At 67.2% G+C, this 16,822-nt stretch carries 12 protein-coding genes; 7 read left to right on the top strand and 5 right to left on the bottom strand.

Translation table 11 applies throughout. From position 1 onward, the window contains the following. Nucleotides 1-2 precede the first annotated feature (2 nt). The 3 genes from ACE3T2_RS01210 to ACE3T2_RS01200 all read left to right on the top strand — a co-directional run bounded on the left by ACE3T2_RS01210 (nt 3) and on the right by ACE3T2_RS01200 (nt 1,688). The gene (locus ACE3T2_RS01210; protein ID WP_374653833.1) at nt 3-560 is read left to right on the top strand and encodes a DUF2939 domain-containing protein; all 558 of its coding nucleotides are present in this window, start codon (nt 3-5) and stop codon (nt 558-560) included. Then, on the top strand, nt 557-1,240 hold the full coding sequence (locus ACE3T2_RS01205; protein ID WP_374653831.1) for a ribonuclease T: 684 nt from the start codon (nt 557-559) through the stop codon (nt 1,238-1,240). Before ACE3T2_RS01210 ends, ACE3T2_RS01205 begins: the two co-directional genes overlap by 4 nt. A gap of 70 nt (nt 1,241-1,310) precedes the next feature. Further along, nucleotides 1,311-1,688 carry a VOC family protein gene (locus tag ACE3T2_RS01200; protein WP_374653829.1) on the top strand — a complete coding sequence of 126 codons (378 nt, stop codon included), beginning with the start codon at nt 1,311-1,313 and terminating at the stop codon, nt 1,686-1,688. A gap of 105 nt (nt 1,689-1,793) precedes the next feature. Here ACE3T2_RS01200 and ACE3T2_RS01195 read toward each other — a convergent pair whose 3' ends face one another. The 5 genes from ACE3T2_RS01195 to ACE3T2_RS01175 form a co-directional block, all read right to left on the bottom strand. Beyond that, nucleotides 1,794-2,423 (bottom strand): PEPxxWA-CTERM sorting domain-containing protein, encoded by a 630-nt coding sequence (locus ACE3T2_RS01195; RefSeq protein WP_374653827.1) that lies wholly within the window; start codon nt 2,421-2,423, stop codon nt 1,794-1,796. 241 nt (nt 2,424-2,664) lie between these two features. After that, nucleotides 2,665-3,303 (bottom strand): PEPxxWA-CTERM sorting domain-containing protein, encoded by a 639-nt coding sequence (locus tag ACE3T2_RS01190; protein ID WP_374653825.1) that lies wholly within the window; start codon nt 3,301-3,303, stop codon nt 2,665-2,667. A gap of 244 nt (nt 3,304-3,547) precedes the next feature. Then, on the bottom strand, nt 3,548-6,181 hold the full coding sequence (gene alaS, locus ACE3T2_RS01185) for an alanine--tRNA ligase (protein ID WP_374653823.1): 2,634 nt from the start codon (nt 6,179-6,181) through the stop codon (nt 3,548-3,550). Nucleotides 6,182-6,428: 247 nt separating this feature from the next. Continuing rightward, nucleotides 6,429-7,499: a recombinase RecA gene (gene recA / locus ACE3T2_RS01180; RefSeq protein ID WP_374653821.1), complete on the bottom strand. Its 1,071-nt coding sequence runs from the start codon at nt 7,497-7,499 to the stop codon at nt 6,429-6,431. Nucleotides 7,500-7,665: 166 nt separating this feature from the next. Further along, entirely contained in the window at nt 7,666-10,170 is a 2,505-nt protein-coding gene (locus ACE3T2_RS01175; RefSeq protein ID WP_374653819.1) for a TonB-dependent receptor plug domain-containing protein, read from the bottom strand. Between the two features lie 248 nt (nt 10,171-10,418). On the opposite strand from ACE3T2_RS01175, the gene ACE3T2_RS01170 reads away from it, so the two are divergent. From ACE3T2_RS01170 to ACE3T2_RS01155, 4 genes are all read left to right on the top strand, one after another. Then, the gene (locus tag ACE3T2_RS01170; RefSeq protein WP_374653817.1) at nt 10,419-10,982 is read left to right on the top strand and encodes an RNA polymerase sigma factor; all 564 of its coding nucleotides are present in this window, start codon (nt 10,419-10,421) and stop codon (nt 10,980-10,982) included. Next, nucleotides 10,945-11,967, top strand: coding sequence for a FecR domain-containing protein (locus tag ACE3T2_RS01165; RefSeq protein ID WP_374653815.1), 1,023 nt, complete (start codon nt 10,945-10,947; stop codon nt 11,965-11,967). The genes ACE3T2_RS01170 and ACE3T2_RS01165 overlap by 38 nt, the downstream gene beginning before the upstream one ends. A gap of 67 nt (nt 11,968-12,034) precedes the next feature. Beyond that, entirely contained in the window at nt 12,035-13,525 is a 1,491-nt protein-coding gene (locus tag ACE3T2_RS01160; protein ID WP_374653813.1) for an amidohydrolase, read from the top strand. 196 nt (nt 13,526-13,721) lie between these two features. Next, nucleotides 13,722-16,502, top strand: a complete 2,781-nt coding sequence (locus ACE3T2_RS01155; protein WP_374653811.1) for a M14 family metallopeptidase — start codon at nt 13,722-13,724, stop codon at nt 16,500-16,502. Nucleotides 16,503-16,822: the final 320 nt, after the last annotated feature.

Below are 16,822 nucleotides of genomic sequence, written 5' to 3'. Positions count from 1 at the left end.
CGATGGACGGCCGCGCGCACGGGGACTGGAGCCTCGGCCGCGCGGCCTTCCGCCTGATCGTCATCGCGATCTTCGGAACGGCGCTGGTCTTCGCGACCGCGCCGTTCTTTGCATTCAGGGCCGTGAAGGCGGCGGCCCGCGACGGCGACGGCCAGGCGCTGGCCCAGCTCGTCGACTATCCCGCGGTCCGCCAGGGCCTGCGCCAGCAGGTGGCCGCCGAGCCGGCGAGCGCCCCTGCCCCGCCCGACATCTGGACCGATCCGATCGGCGCGATGAAACGCGCCATCGAGCCGGTCGTCCCCTTGCCGCCCACGGTCGAGCCGTACCTAAGCGCTCCCGGACTTTACGACCTTGCCCGAGGCTACCGGCCAGGCAAGGCGCCGGCCGGCGCCCGCGAAGGGGCGATGCCCAAGCTGCGCTACTGGGACCCCAATCGCGTGCGGATCGCCGCCGTGGCCAAGGGCGCCAATATCTCGGACGGAGCGCTCTTCACGTTCGAGCGACGCGACATCTTCACTTGGAAGCTCGTCCAGATCCGTCTGCCCAGGACTGAAGGATGAGGCTGGCGCCCTGGCTGGCGGCCGCGCTGGCTGCGCCCAGCCTGGCCGGAGCCGAGCCGTTCCGCGCTTGCGCGCTTCCCCGCGACTTGATCCCGGCGCGAGCGTCGCCGCCCCCGGCGGCCGAGATCGTGCGGGACGCACCGACCGCATCCTACGCGCTGGCCCTCACATGGTCGCCCGAATGGTGCCGCACTCGCAAGGCGGACGTCGAGGCTTACGGCCAGTGCGAGCTGAACCATCTTGGCTTCGTGGTGCACGGCCTCTGGCCGAACGGCTCCCGGGGGCGTCATCCTCGCTATTGCCGCCCGGCGCCCGCGCTTTCGCCTGCGACTGTACGCGCCAACTACTGCATGACGCCGTCGGCGCACCTGTTGCAGCACGAATGGGCGGCCCACGGCGCCTGTGGATGGGCTACGCCGGAGGCCTATTTCGGCAGGGCCCAGGCCCTATGGAGCCGGATCCAGGCGCCGGACCTTTCGCGCGCGGCGACCGCGGGCGATGTTCGCCGCGCCTTCGTCCGACGCAACCGGCAGATCCCCCTGGACGGAATCTACATCAAGGTGGCGCCCGGCAACCGCCTTGAGGACGTGCGCCTGTGCTATGATCTCGACTTCCGTCCGGCACGTTGCCCGAGCGGCTTCGGCGCACCGGACCGGGCGCGCATCCGCATCACGCACTAGACCGTTTGTTCTTGTTATGTTCGGATTGTTGATCTAGCTTCCCGGCCTGGACGCAAGGGAGGCGGACGCCATGATTGGATATGTCACGATCGGCGCTTTGGACGTCGAACAGGCCATGCCGTTCTATGACGCGGTGCTGGGTGCGATCGGCTATGAGCGGCAGTTCTTTGATGGCGGCTGGGCAGGCTATGGGCCAAGGGGCGGCGATGCGGACACTTTCATCTGCCCGCCTTTCGACGGCCAGGCCGCGCGTGGCGGCAACGGGATCATGATCGCTTTCAAGGCCCCTTCGACTGATGCAGTGCGCGCGGCCCATGCGGCGGCCCTGGAACATGGCGGCGAGGATGAAGGCGGCCCCGGGCCGCGACCGGCGGAATCGACCACCTTCTTCGGCGCCTACATGCGCGACCCGACCGGCAACAAGATCGCAGTCTTCGCCAGGACCTAGGCACGAGTGAAGGGCCGGGAGGGGGTCCCCGGCCCTTCTCGCGCGTCGAACGCCCAACGGCGCTCCGCTGCGGTGTGGAGGCGGACCGCAGGCGCGCGATCCCTGTCAGGCCGCTTCAGGCTCCAGGTTGACGCGACGCCGCCGGACGGCCGTTCCAGCCAAGCCGAACCCGACGATCATCAACGCCCAAGCGCCGGGCTCCGGCACCGAGGCCTGCAGCAGCGTGAACTCGGCGCAGATGGTCGCCGCGTGACCCACGCCGCCCTTGAGCCCCAGGACGCCGCTGTTGAAGACCACGTCGTCGAGATCGACGAGCAGCTTCCCGCCGTTGCCGAAGTTGAGGACGGTGCCGCCGCCCCCGGACCAGGTGATGGACCCGTTCTGGAAGAGGCCGAACAGGGCGCTGGCGCCCTGCGAGTGGCCATTGACCGAGCCGCCGAAGGCGTTGGGACCAGTGAACCCGAAGGTCACCGCGATCGGGTATGAGACCAGGTCATCGGCATTGACCGCCGCCTCGTTCGTCCAGACCTTGAACAGCGCCGCCGAGGCTGTGTCTCCGACATTGTTCAGCGAGAAGTTCAACGCGCCGGGCAGGTCTTGCACCTGGAGCACCAGTCCGGGGTCGGAATTCCGGAAACTGACGCTGTAGTCTCCGGTGAAGGTCGCCGCGCCGGCTGGCGCCGCCGCGAGGGCCAAGGCGAGCGCTGCGCTCGCCGCGGACAGATATTTGAGCATGTACAGCCACCCTTGTGTCCGAGCGCCCGTCAGCGCTCGCCGACATGGCGCCGCGAAAGCCCAACACCCGACAATCGCCCACACCCTGAAGGTGTCGTCAGCGTGACCACATTCCCCTGCAAGCGGGCCGCAAACTGCGGAATTTGTGCAACTTTCGCACAAGAGGCGGCCGAAGCGGCCCATTTGCAGGCACAAAAAAAGGCCGGGAAAATCCCGGCCTTTTCCGCAGTTTCGAAGGCGCTTAGGCAGCGGCGAAGGTCACCCGGCGGCGGCGGATCGTGGCGCCGGCCAGGCCGAAGCCGGTGATCATCATCGCCCAGGTCGCCGGCTCCGGCACCGCCGAGACCGGCGGCGGAGAGAGGCTGAAATCAGCGGTGATGAACTCGCCATGGCGCTTGCCGTTGTCGAGGCTCCACCACGAGCCTTGGTTGAAGACCGCGTCGTCCAGGTGGATCTTGAGAACGCCGTAGCTGCCGAAGTCGATGGTCTCGTCGCCCGTCCAGCGGACCACGCCGTTCTGGAAGAAGCCGAACCAGGAGGACTCGCCCTGGGTCACCCCGCCGATCTCGCCGCTACCGGCGGCAGGGGCGGTGAAGTTGAACTTCACGGTGATCGTGCTGCCGTTGTAGTCGTCCGGATTGACCGCGACTTCATCCGTCCAGATCTTGAACAACTGCTTGTTGTTCAGGATCGACGGCGCGTCGTTCATGCTGAAGTTCAGCGCGCCCGGGTTCGGCGACACCGAGACGTTCAGGCCAGGGCCGTTGCTGTTGAATTGCGTGACGGCGTAATTGCCCGAGAAATTCACGGCCGCGGCTGCCGGCTGGGCCACGACGGTGAGAGCCAGCGCAGCGCTGGCGACGGTAAGAAGCTTAATCATGAGCGGTCCCAACAAACCTAGTTCACACGCGTCAAATCGACGCAACTCTGGATGGTGAACTAGAGCTTAACGGACGGCCCGACAACCCGACTCGCCCCTCAGGCGAGAAAGAACTGTTCCGTGAGCTGACGCCCTGTCCCGAAGCCAAAGTGTTCGCGACTGAAGCGACAGGGCCGCGCGTGAGCCTCGAATCAAAACGGCGCGGGATTTCCCCGCGCCGTTGATGTCATCCCTGACGAACCGATCAGGCGCCCAGCAACTGCTTAATCGCCGCCATGCCTTCGACCGCCTTAGCGCCATCAGGCGCACCGCCCTGGGCGAAGTCCGGACGACCGCCGGCGCCCTGGCCGCCCATGGCCTGGACGGCCGCCTTGGCCAGGTCGACCGCGCTGAACTTGCCCGCCGCGGCGCCAGTCACGGCGACCGTGACGGCCGCCTTGCCTTCAGCCGAGCCGACCAGGGCGATCACCCCGTCCGGAAGCTGCTTCTTGAACTCCTCGGCGATGGGACGCAGATCCTTGCCGCCGACACCGTCCATGATGCGCGCGATCACCTGGACGCCGCCGATCTCCTCGGGTCCAGCTGCGCCGCCGCCGCCGCCCATGGCGAGTTGGCGCTTGGCCTCGGCCAGTTCCTTTTCGAGCTTGCGGCGCTGAGCCTCCAGCGCGTCGACGCGCGCGGCCACCTCGGCCACGGGAATCTTGAACTGATCGGCCAAGGCTTTGGCGACGCCCGCCTGTTCGGTCAGCCAGCGACGCGCCGCCTCTCCGGTCAGAGCCTCGATCCGCCGCACGCCGGCGGCGACGCCGCCTTCGGACACGATCTTGAACAGCGCGATGTCGCCGGTGCGGGCGACATGGGTGCCGCCGCACAGTTCGACCGAATAGTTGCCGTCGCCGCTGAGCGCCTTGCCGAGAGTCAGGACGCGGACGCTGTCGCCGTACTTCTCGCCGAACAGGGCCATGGCGCCGGCTTCAATCGCACGGTCAGGCGCCATTTCCTCGGTCACGGCCGGCAGGTTCTGGCGGACGACCGCGTTCACCTCGGCCTCGATCTTCTCGATCTCCTCGGCCGTCACCGGACCGCCGTGGCTGAAGTCGAAGCGGATACGTTCGCCGTCGACCATCTGGCCTTTCTGCGACACGTGCGGCCCCAGCACGTTGCGCAGTGCCGCGTGCAACAGGTGGGTCGCCGAGTGGTTGGCGCGGGTGGTGGTGCGCAGGTCCGGATCGACGGCCAGGCGCGCCTCGGCGCCGCGGGCGAGTTCGCCCTGCAGGATTTCGATCTCGTGCACGAACAGGTCGCCGGCCTGCTTCTGGGTGTCGAGCACCCGGGCCTTGCCGCCATTCCACTCGATCTCGCCGACGTCGCCGGCCTGGCCGCCGCTCTCCGCATAGAAGGGCGTCCGGTCGAACACCGCGAACACGGTCTGACCACTGGCCGCTGCACCGACTTCGGCCCCGTCGGCCACCAGGGTCAGGAGCTTGCCGGTCGCCTCGGTGGTCTCATAGCCGAGGAACTCGGTCGCGCCCAGGCGCTCGCGGATCGAGAACCACTCGGCCGCCGCGGCGGCCTGGCCCGACCCCGTCCACGCCTCGCGCGCCTGATCGCGCTGGCGCTTCATGGCGTCCTCGAAGCCCGACAGGTCGACCGACAGGCCCCTGCTGCGCACTGCATCCTGGGTCAGGTCGAGCGGGAATCCGTAGGTGTCATAGAGCTTGAAGGCGGTTTCGCCCGAAAGCATGTCGCCGGCCTTCATGCCGGCCGTCGCCTCGTCCAGCAGGGTCATGCCGCGGCCCAGGGTGCGGCGGAACCGCTCCTCCTCCTGGCGCAGGGTCTCGACGATCACCGGCTCGGCGCGCTTCAACTCGGGATAGGCCTCGCCCATCTCGGCCACCAGCACCGGCGCGAGGCGATGCATCAGCGGCTCCTGCGCGCCCAGCAGGTGAGCATGGCGCATGGCGCGGCGCATGATCCGGCGCAGCACGTAGCCGCGCCCCTCGTTCGAGGGCGAGACGCCGTCGGCGATCAGGAAGCTGGTCGAACGCAGGTGGTCGGCGATGACGCGATGCGAGGCCGGCTCGCCGTCCGGACCGACCAGTTCCTTCGACGCCCGGATCAGAGTCTGGAAGAGATCGACGTCATAGTTGTCGTGCACGCCCTGCAGAACCGCAGCGATGCGCTCCAGGCCCATGCCGGTGTCGATCTGCGGCTTGGGCAGGTCGATACGCCGCCCGTCGGCGAACTGCTCGAACTGCATGAAGACAAGGTTCCAGATCTCGACGAACCGGTCGCCGTCCTCGTCCGGGCTGCCGGGCGGACCGCCGGGGATGTGCGGGCCGTGGTCGTAGAAGATTTCCGAGCACGGGCCGCAGGGGCCGGTGTCGCCCATCGACCAGAAATTGTCGTTCGTGGCGATGCGGATGATCTTCTCGTCCGGCAGACCGGCGATCTTCTTCCAGAGCGCCGCAGCCTCGTCGTCGGTATGATAGACGGTGACGCAGAGCTTCTCCGCCGGGATCTTGAATTCCTTGGTCAGGAGGTTCCAGGCGTACTCAATCGCACCTTCCTTGAAGTAGTCGCCGAAGGAGAAGTTCCCCAGCATCTCGAAGAAGGTGTGGTGGCGGGCGGTGTAGCCGACATTGTCCAGGTCGTTATGCTTGCCACCGGCGCGCACCGACTTTTGCGAGGAGGCCGCGCGGCGGGCCGGCGGGGTTTCAGCGCCCGTGAAGTAGTTCTTGAACGGCACCATACCCGCGTTGACGAACAACAGGGTCGGGTCGTTCTGCGGCACGAGCGGAGCCGAAGGAATGATCAAGTGATCATTCTTTTCGAAGTAGCCCAGGAACTCGGCTCTGATTTCGTTGAGGCTCGGCATGGCTCGTCGGACTTTGAAAGCGATGAAATAGATATGGGATTGCGCCGTTCTCGGCGCCGCCCGCCGGCGACCGTTTACGGATTTTGGCGCCGCCCGCAAAGGAAAAGGACGCCTGGACGGTCTGCGTCCAAGCGTCCTTGAGCATCGGCGGCCGCCGCGCGGGGGCTACGGCCGACCCGGGCGGGTCCGGACTCGGGTTGGAAAGGTCCGGTTCCGAGCGGCCGTGGCGGACCGCCGACGCCGATCCCTAGTCTTCTTCACCCTCGTCGCCGCTCGGGCCGACCAGCAGTTCTTCCTCGATCGCATCCTTGGCGCCGCGCACCTGCTTCTCGATCTGCTGGGCGATATCTGGGTTGTTCTTGAGGAATTCGCGGGCGTTGTCGCGCCCCTGGCCGATCCGTGTCGAGTTCCAGGAGAACCACGAACCCGACTTCTCGATCACCCCGGCCTTCACCCCCAGGTCGATGATTTCGCCCAGCTTGGAGATCCCTTCACCATACATAATGTCGAACTCGACCTCACGGAATGGCGGAGCGACCTTGTTCTTGACCACCTTGACCCGGACGTTGTTGCCCAGGATTTCGTCACGCACCTTAACCGACCCGGTGCGGCGGATATCGAGGCGCACGGAGGCGTAGAACTTCAGGGCGTTGCCGCCCGTCGTGGTCTCGGGGCTGCCGTACATCACCCCGATCTTCATGCGGATCTGGTTGATGAAGATCACCAGGGTCTTGGCCTTGGAGATCGAGCCGGTCAGCTTGCGCAGCGCCTGGCTCATCAGGCGGGCCTGCAGGCCAGGGAGCTGGTCGCCCATCTCGCCTTCGATTTCGGCGCGCGGCGTCAGGGCCGCGACCGAGTCGATGACGATCACGTCGATAGCGCCCGAACGCACCAAGGTGTCGGTGATCTCCAGCGCCTGCTCGCCGGTGTCCGGCTGCGAGACCAGGAGGTCGTCGAGGTTCACGCCCAGCTTGTTGGCGTACTGCGGATCGAGCGCATGCTCGGCGTCAACGAACGCGGCGACGCCGCCCGCCTTCTGGACCTCGGCCACCACGTGCAGGGCGAGCGTGGTCTTGCCCGAGCTTTCAGGGCCATAGATTTCGATGATGCGGCCCTTAGGCAGGCCGCCGATGCCGAGCGCCATGTCGAGGCCCAGCGAGCCGGTGGACACCGCCTCGACCTCGATGTGGCTCTTCTCGCCAAGCTTCATCACCGAGCCTTTACCAAAGGCCCTATCGATCTGCGCGATCGCCGCTTCAAGCGCGCGCTGCTTATCGCCTTCTTCTCGTCCCACGAGCTTCAACGCCGACTGACTCATTGCAAGGGCGCTCCTTGTTTCATGATTCCAACCCGACAGTCCGAGCCCGCAAAGGCGTCGTCGTCCGTTGAGACAAGGCGTACGCGCTTTGTTCCGAGTTGCCAAGATGTTCTTTCGCGCCCCGGAACCGGCTATACGACCGGAACTGACGCACAGGGGCGGGCCTTCAGAAATCGTAGCTGGCGGTAAGGCCGAACCGCCGCGGACGCGGCGCGAACGCCTGGGGCAACCGCCCCGTCGTGGCGAACACCGGCTGGTCGGCCCCCGCAAGGTTCTCGCCGTAGAGGCCAAAGCTCCAGTCGCCTGCCCGCACCGCCGCGCGCAGGTTCAGCAGCCAGTAGTCGCCGAGCTGGGCGTCGACACCCTGCCCCGGATCGAAGGTGCTGTGCGAAGTCCCGACATAGGCCGCATCGCCCCGCACCATCAGTTCCATGCCCGCAGGCAGATCGCGGCGGTATTCCACCCACCCGTCGAAAGCGACCCTGGGGATTACGGGGATGCGGTCGCCGGCCGAGCCGAGGCCCACCCCGTCGTTGCTGGCCTGGTCCCGGGTCAGGACCGCGTCGGTGACCGACAGATTCGCCCCGCCCTTGAACTGCGAAGTCAGCACGAAGCTGGTCTCGGCCTCCAGGCCGACGACGCGGGCGGCTCCCAGGTTGGTGATGAACGAGAACGCCCCGTTTGTGCTGTTGGCCGTGTACTGCATGTCGCGCCAGTCGATTCGATAGACTGCGGCGCTGACCAGCACGCGGTTGTCGAACCAGCCGCCTTTGAAGCCGGCTTCATAGTTCCAGAGGCTGTCAGCGCCGTAAGAGGCCAGGTTCGGCGGCAGGTTCGGGACGGTGTTGATGCCACCTGGCCGAAACCCCTGAGAGGCCTGGACATAGCCGATCGTCGAGGGGCCGAACCGATGGCTGGCGAGCAGCTTGACGCTCCAGCCGCTCTCGTCGGCCGTGGTCCGGAAGTTCGCCTCCGCAGTGTTGGAGATCACGTTGACGACCAGGGCCTGGCCCACCGTGCGCTTGTCATAGGCGAACCGCCGGACACCGAGGGTCAGCGAGCTGTCGCGATCGGCGCCCAGCGTGACCTCCCCGTACACCGCCCGCTGCGTCAGCCGGCTGTCGACGATGCGACGCCCGGTGAAGCCGTCGTCGAACCGCGGGCGGCCGGTCGTGCGATCGGCCAGCACGACCTGACTGTCGATGACGTCGCTGCGGGCCTCGCGAAAGAGACCGGCGGTCCAAGCCATGAAGCCGGCTGTATCGGACTGCAGACGCAGCTCCTGGACATGGGCCTGCAGATCGATCGGCTGGTGCAACAGGCCTGGCGTACGGCTGTCGACATAGGCCGAATAGCGGTCGAGCTGCGCCTGGGTGCAGCCGGCGTCGACAGGAAGCTGCAGGTAGCGCTTGCAGCCCTCTGGGCTCAGGCGCTCGCTCAGCAGCGTGCCGGTGTATTCGATATGGCGCGTGCTCTTCCAACCGTAGGAGGCCAGGTTGGCCGTCAACCGCATGCCCGAGAAGCGCCAGTTGAGGGCGCCGCTCAGCAGGGTCAGGCGGCTGTCGAAAGGCGTGCGGACATAGTTCTGGGAGACATAGGCCGCCCCGCCCAATGCGCCGGCCGAGGTATCCTCGTCGCGACTTTCCTGGCGCACAACCGACAGGTTGAGCTGGACGTCCTGATTGAACTCGACGCCGAGCCCGGCGCGCGCGCCCCAGATGGTGCTCTCGTTCGTCCCCGTAAGCCCCAGCCGGCCATTGTCGGCGAACGCCGGCTCGCTGCGGCGATAGAGGGTGAGCCGCACCCCCAGCTGGTCCTGCACGATAGGCTGGTTCAACACCGCGGTTTCGGCGTGGCCCCAATGGCCGGCGTTGGTCGAGGCCTCGACCGAGACGGAGGCGCCGGCCCGCGACAAATCCGGCCTTTTGAAGAGCACCTTGAGCGCGCCCCCCATGGCGCTGGCGCCGTAGAGCGTCCCCTGCGGCCCGCGCAGCAATTCCAGCCGATCGACATCGACCAGCAGCAGTTCCGGCGCAGAGCCGCCCGGATCAGCCGTGGTGCCGCTGGGGCCGGTGACCGGGACGTCGTCGTAATAGAGCGCCGTAGTCGCCTCGCCAGATCCGTAGACGCCGCGCAGGCTGAGACGGTTGCGGCCGGTGCCGGTATTGGTCTGGGCCAGGCCCGGCAGCAGGGCGGCCGCCTGCTGGAAGGTCACCGCGCCAGCCCGCGACAGTTCGTCGCCCGACATCGCCCGCATCGACATCGGCGTCATGCGGTCGAGCGTAGGCCGGCGCAGCGCGGTGACCACGAGACTCTCCACCTCCGAGACCATCTCGGGCGGCGACGGCGATGGCGGCGGCGGAGCCAGTTCGATCAGATAGCGGCCTTCGAACTCGCGCCAGACCAGACCAGAGCCGCGCAGCATCTCGTTGAGCGCGGCTGCCGGCTCCATGCGGCCGGACACGGCCCGCGCCTTGAGACCGGCCACCACGCCGGGCGCGAACAGGATGTCACGGTCGCTCTGGGCTGAGAACGCGGTCAGCGCCCGATCCAACGGCAGGCCCGCGGGAATCGAGAACTGCGCGCGCTGGCCCGCGGCCTGGGCCGGGCCCGCCGCCAGAGCCGCGCCCAACAGGCACGCCAGGACAAAACCTGTACGAAGCAGTTTCAACGGGCGCGCGACTCCCTGCGAACGCCACGCCCTTTGGCCCGGCGTCGATCCGCCGTCAGCCCCGGATGCCTCCCCTCGGGCGCTTTGCCGCGCCTGGCGCCCCCCGCGATGATCATCGCTTCGTCCCTGCCCGAAAATCCAGCACGGGGGCTTCTTGGCCGTCCCCCTTCCCAAACGTCATTGACCTTGGTCCCCCCATCAACAACCATGACGCCAATAAGACAATGCGGGGTGTTCAGGAAATCTAGATGGCGTGGGCGGAAACGACCGGGCCTAGAGGCGAGCCGGAGGGGCTGGCGCATGCGTCGCTTCCTTACCAGCAAGCCTTACGCGCCTTTTTCAGGCGTCGGGCAGACGGTCACGAAATCGACGACCTGATCCAGGAAGTACTCCTGCGCCTGCATAATCGGCGTCAGGGCGGCGAGGTGTCGAACCTCTCCAGCTTCATCTTCCAGACCGCGACCAACGTGCTTCTCGACCGTCGGCGCCGCGACACAGTGAGGCGCCGGGGCGCGCACTGCGAACTCGAGGAAGCCCACCACCCGCTCGACGAACTTTCGCCCGACCGGATCCTTCAGGCCAAGCAGGAGGCGTCGGTGGCGCTGGAGGCCTTGAACCAACTTTCGCCGCGAACCCGCGCTGCATTCATGCTCGTTCGCTTCGAGGGCATGAGCTACAAGGCCACCGCGGCGCAACTGGGCATCTCGGTCAGCGCCGTCGAGAAGCACGTCACCAAGGCTCTGCGGATCGTCTCGACCCGCCTGCAGGAATTCGATGAACGACAACCAGCCACAAATCGGTCCTTCCGGTAGCCCGGACGCCGCCGAGTGGTTCGTCCGGCTGCAGCGCCGCCCCGACGACGGGGCTCTGCGGCAAGCGTTCGAGACCTGGTTGGCGGCCGATCCCCGCAATCGTCGAGACTGGGACGCCGTCGACGGCGCCTGGACCCGCATGGGTGACCTGAAGGATGACCCAGGCGTGCTCGCCGCGCGCCAGGCGATGAAGGTCGACCTGGCCGCCGCACGTCGCCAACCGCACATGCGCTGGGCCGCGGGTATCGCCGCCACCCTGCTGACGGCCGGCGCCATGCTGGGCTATGGCTCCTGGCGGCAGGCCGCCGAGGGTCAGGACAAGGCTGTGATCGCCGCGACGCCGCGGGCGCTGGCCGTTTATGCGACCCCCGTCGGCGGCCAGCAAATCGTCACCCTTGAGGACGGGTCAAAGGTGACCCTCAGCACCGACACGGAAGTGCGCCTGAACGAATGGGGCCGCCGCCGCGGTCTGACCGTCGTGAAAGGCGAGGCCTTCTTCGAGGTCGCGAAAAATCCGGACCGTCCGTTCGTGGTGACCGCGTCTGGCCGCACGGTGACCGCGCTCGGCACCGCCTTCGACGTGCGCGTCGAGCCGGGCCAGTGGTCGGTCAGCCTGCTTGAAGGCAAGATCCGCGTCGCTGCGGCCCATGCCGTGGTCGACATTACGCCGGGCCACGAACTGGTGCAGGCTGGCGACAAGCCATGGACCGTCCAGTCGCGCAACGTCGCCGACCTGACCAGCTGGCGCGACGGCAGCCTGGTGTTCGAGAATCGCCCGCTGGGCGCGATCGTCCAAGAGATGAACCGCTACTCGGCCCGCAAGGTGCGCATCAACGACGCGGCCCTGGCGGCTACCCCGCTGAGCGGCCGCTTCCGGACCGGCGACGTAGCCGGCTTCGTCGCCACGCTTGAAGCCTACGGTATGGCTAAGGCCGGCCAGACCTCGCCGTCGCTGATCGATCTCTATCCCCCCGCCGGCGAGTGAGGATTCGCGTCCTTCCTGCGTCTTGACGACGAAGCGCCGCGCTTGCCTGCGGCGTGCTGGAGGACCCATGAAGACCATCACCAAGGCGCTGGCTGCCAGCGCGCTCTGCACGGCCGCCTGGCTGGCCGCCGGCGCGGCCGGCGCCGCGTCCCTGACCGCCGCCGACAAGTCGCAGCTCATCGGCGCGGTCGAGGCCTATACGCCGAAAATGAACGACGCGGCGCTCAAGATCTGGAACTTCGCCGAGCTCGGCTATCAGGAGACCAAGAGCACCGCGGTCCTCCAAGACCAGCTCAAGGCCGCCGGCTTTACGGTGAAGGCGGGCGTGGCCGGCGAGCCGACCGGCTTCGTCGCCAGCTTCAAGAACGGGTCCGGCCCGGTCATCGCGATCCTCGCCGAGTTCGACGCCCTTCCCGGTCTGTCCCAGGCCGCCGTGCCGACCAAGCAGCCGGTCGCCGGCCGCGACAACGGCCACGGCTGCGGTCACAGCCTGTTCGGCGCCGCCTCGGTGGCGGGCGCCATCGCCCTGAAGCAGTGGATGATCGCCAACAAGGTTCAGGGCGAGGTCCGCGTCTACGGCACCCCGGCCGAGGAAGGCGGTTCCGGCAAGGTCTACATGGTGCGCGACGGCCTGTTCAACGATGTCGACATCACCCTGCACTGGCACCCGGGCAACGTGAACTCGGCCCGTCAGGGCACCTCGATGGCCAATATCAGCGGCAAGTTCCGTTTCTACGGCCAGTCGGCGCACGCCTCGGGCGCGCCGTGGGCCGGACGCTCGGCGCTGGACGGCGTCGAGATCATGAACGTCGCCACCAACTACCTGCGCGAACATATCCCGGACCGCACCCGCATCCACTACGTGGTGACCAACGGCGGCAAGGCGCCGAACGTGGTGCCGGACTTCGCAGAGGTCTACTACTACGTCCGCAACGCCAATCCGAAGATCGTCGTCGACGTGATGGACCGGGTGAAGACCGCCGCCAACGGCGCGGCCATGATCACCGGCACCAAGGTCGAGTTCGAGCAGACCGGCGGCGTCTACAACCTGCTGCCCAACGACGTGCTGGGCAAGGTCATGCAGTCCTCGCTCGAAAGCGTCGGCGGCATCACCTGGACGGCGGAAGAGACCAAATTCGCGCAGGAACTGGCCAAGTCCCTGCCGAATGGCGGCGGCGACCTGTCGTCGGTGGCCAAGATCCAGTCCTACGCGCCGGCCGACACCTCGGGCGACGCGGGCGGCGGCTCGACCGACGTGGCCGACATCTCGTGGGTCACGCCGACGGTCGGCCTCTCGACGGCGACCTTCGTGCCCGGTTCGGCCGGCCATAGCTGGCAGAACGTGGCCGCGGCGGGCATGAGCATCGGCCTGAAGGGCGCAGCCGTGGCGGCCAAGACCCTGTCGCTGACGGGCGCGGAGCTGTTCTCGAACCCCGAACTGATCGCGCAGGCCAAGGCCGAGCTGAAGCAGCGCCAGGGCGAAGGTTTCACGTACAAGGCCATGGTCGGCGACCGCGCGCCGCCGCTCGACTACCGCAAGGCCGGCGGCGCGGAGTAAGCCCCATCGCAAGGGCGCCGCGGGAGCAAGGGCTCCCGCGGCGCCTTTTTCATGCCCGGGCTTCTAGCCTCCGGTACCGTCCCGCATCCGGCAAAATCTCCCACAACCGAGAGTGCGGAATCGACGCCCCCATGCGTCTCGCTTACTGACGGGCCAAAGTGCGCCCGGGGCTTTCAGGCAAGACATGGGGATGGGAATGACGCGAAAACACGCACTGACGGGCGCCGCCCTGGCGCTGGTCATGATCATGGGCGGGACGGCCAATGCCGCGTCCATCACTCCCCCGAGCGAGGCCTTCGCCCAGAATCCCGGCAGCGACTACTTCCTCGCCGACTACACCGCCTATGAATCCTACCTGAAGACCCTGGCCAGCCAGTCCGACCGCATGAAACTGGTCGACTTCGGCAAGACCGAGGAAGGCCGCACCCAGTGGATGGCGATCGTCTCCTCGCCCGCCAACCTCGCCAAGCTCGATCACTACAAGGCGATCTCCAAGCGCCTTGCCAAGGCCGAAGGCCTCTCCAAGGACGAAGCGGCCAAGCTGGCCGCCGAGGGCAAGGCGGTGGTGTGGATCGACGCCGGCCTGCACGCGACCGAGACGGTGACCTCGCAGGGCCAAATCCAGGCGCTCTACCGGATGCTGACCATGAACGATCCGGAGACCCTCCGGATGCTCGATGACGTCATCATCCTGTTCGCGCACGACAATCCGGACGGCATGGAGCTGGTCTCGGACTGGTACATGCGCAATCCGGACCCGAAGAAACGCGAGTTCAACTCGATCCCGCGCCTGTACCAGAAGTACGTCGGCCACGATAACAACCGCGACAGCTTCATGTCGCAGATGGCCGAGACGACCAACGTCAACAAGCAGCTGTTCCGCGAGTGGTATCCGCAGATCATCTTCAACCAACACCAGACCGGCCCGACGGGCATGGTGGTGTTCGTCCCGCCGTTCCGCGATCCCTTCAACTACAATTACGACCCGCTGGTTATGACCACCCTGCAGGAGGTGGGGATGGCGATGCACAGCCGCCTGGTCGCCGAGGACAAGCCCGGCTCCGGCGCGCGCAGCGCGGCGTCCTACTCCACCTGGCACAACGGGATGGAGCGCTCGATCGCCTACTTCCATAACGCCGTCGGCCTGCTGACCGAGATCATCGGCGGCCCGACGCCCGAGAGCGTGAAGCTGGTGCCGAACCTGCAGCTGCCCAACGGCGACCGGCCGATGCCGATCGAACCGCAGGCCTGGCACCTGTCGCAGACCGTCGAATACCAGTGGAGCATGAACCGCGCGGTGATCGACTACGCCTCGCGCAACCGCGAACGCCTGCTGTCCAACATCTACAAGATGGGCGCGAACAGCATCGAGCGCGGCTCGAAGGACAGCTGGACCATGACGCCGACCAAGGTCGACGCCATGAACGAGGCGGCCAAGAGCGCCAAGCCCGCGGCCGAGGACGACATGATGGCCTCGTTCTTCGGCCGCGCCGGCGCGGTCGACCCGGGCATCTACAAGAAGGTCGTCCAGACGCCGGAAAGCCGTGATCCTCGCGGTTACGTCATTCCGTCCGACCAAGCCGACATGCCGACGGTCACGGCGTTCCTGAACGCCCTGATCAAGAGCGGCGTCGACGTCGACAAGGCGACCAAGGCGTTCAAGGTCGGTGAGAAGACCTATCCGGCCGGGTCCTACGTGGTGAAGACCGCCCAGGCCTATCGCCCGCACATCCTCGACATGTTCGAGCCGCAGGACCACCCGCACGACACCGAGTATCCGGGCGGCCCGCCGAAGGCGCCCTACGACATCACCGGCTACACCCTCGCCTACCAGATGGGGATCAAGTACGACCGGATCCTCGACGGCTTCACGGCCCCGACTGAGCGCGTTCCCGACCTGATCGGGGTCACGCCCGGTGCGATCAAGGGCTCGGGCAAGGCCGGCTGGCTGATCAGCCACGAGACCAACAAGAGCTTCACCCTCACCGCCCGCCTGCTGAAGGCCGGCGCGCCGGTGTTCTGGCTCAAGGACGGCGCCAAGGCGGGCAAGACCAGCTTCGGCGCCGGCGCGATCTGGGTGCCGGCCTCGGCCCAGGCCCAGTCGATCCTGGCCCAGGGCGTGAAGGATCTCGGCATCGACGCCTATGCGGTCGGCGCCAAGCCGGCCGGCGCCTCGATCCCGCTGAAGAACATCCGCATCGGCCTGGTCGACGTCTATGGAGGCTCCATGCCTTCGGGCTGGAACCGGTGGCTGTTCGAGCAGTTCGAGGCGCCGTTCCAGGTGGTCTATCCGCAGCGGCTCGACGCTGGCGACCTGGCCAAGGACTTCGACGTCCTGGTCTTCGCCGACGGCGTGGTGCCCGCGCCCCAAGGCGGCCCGTTCCGCTCGGGCCGCGGATTCCCGCAGCCGAAGGCCGAGGACATCCCGGCCGAGTATCGCGGCTGGCTCGGTTCGATCACCGACGACAAGACGCTGCCGCAGATCGCCGACTTCGCGAAGAACGGCGGCACCGTGATCACCATCGGCTCGTCCTCGCGCCTGGCGACCGCTCTCGGCGCGCCGGTCGAGGTCGCCGTGGCCAAGAAGGACGGCGACAAGGTGCTCGGGCTGTCGACCAAGGAATTCTACATTCCCGGCTCGGTCCTGCGCGCCAAGGTCGATAACACCCAGCCGCTCGCCTACGGCATGCCCAGCGAGGTCGACGTGTTCTTCGACCGCAGCCCGACCTTCAACCTGAAGGCCTCGGCCAGCGGCGTGGCCCGCGTCTCCTGGTTCGACAGCGACAAGCCGCTTCGCAGCGGCTGGGCGGTCGGTCAGGAGAAGCTGAAAGGGTCCACAGGCGTGCTCGACATCGATTACGGCAAGGGCAAGCTGCTGGTCATGGGCCCCGAAGTGACCCAGCGGGCCCAGCCCTACGGGACCTTCAAGTTCCTGTTCAACGGCCTGCTCTACGGCCCGGCCGCGGCGAAGAAATAGGCGTCTCTCCCAGGAGACTTCTCCCCGCCCCGGGACCGTGAGGTCCCGGGGTTTCTTTTTGTGCGCCTGCGCCGGCCGCCGGCGTCTCTCGGAACGACAAAAAGGGCGTCGGTCTTTCGACCGACGCCCGCCTTGGGGACCATCAGGTCTCCAAGCTCTACCTTGGAAATAATAGGGGCGTCGGCCTTTCGACCCACGCTCGCCTTGGAGACCATCAGGTCTGCCGGCTCTCCCTTGGAAATAATAGGGGCGTCGGCCTTTCGACCCACCCCCCCCGCCCCCCCCCGCCCAGCCGCGTGGGCAAAAGCGGCCCGGGGGGG

The sequence above is a fragment of the Phenylobacterium sp. genome (assembly GCF_041919955.1).
Taxonomy (GTDB): domain Bacteria; phylum Pseudomonadota; class Alphaproteobacteria; order Caulobacterales; family Caulobacteraceae; genus Phenylobacterium.
The sequence above is the reverse complement of the archived record's forward strand: the minus strand, read 5'-3'. Positions and strand labels throughout refer to the sequence as shown.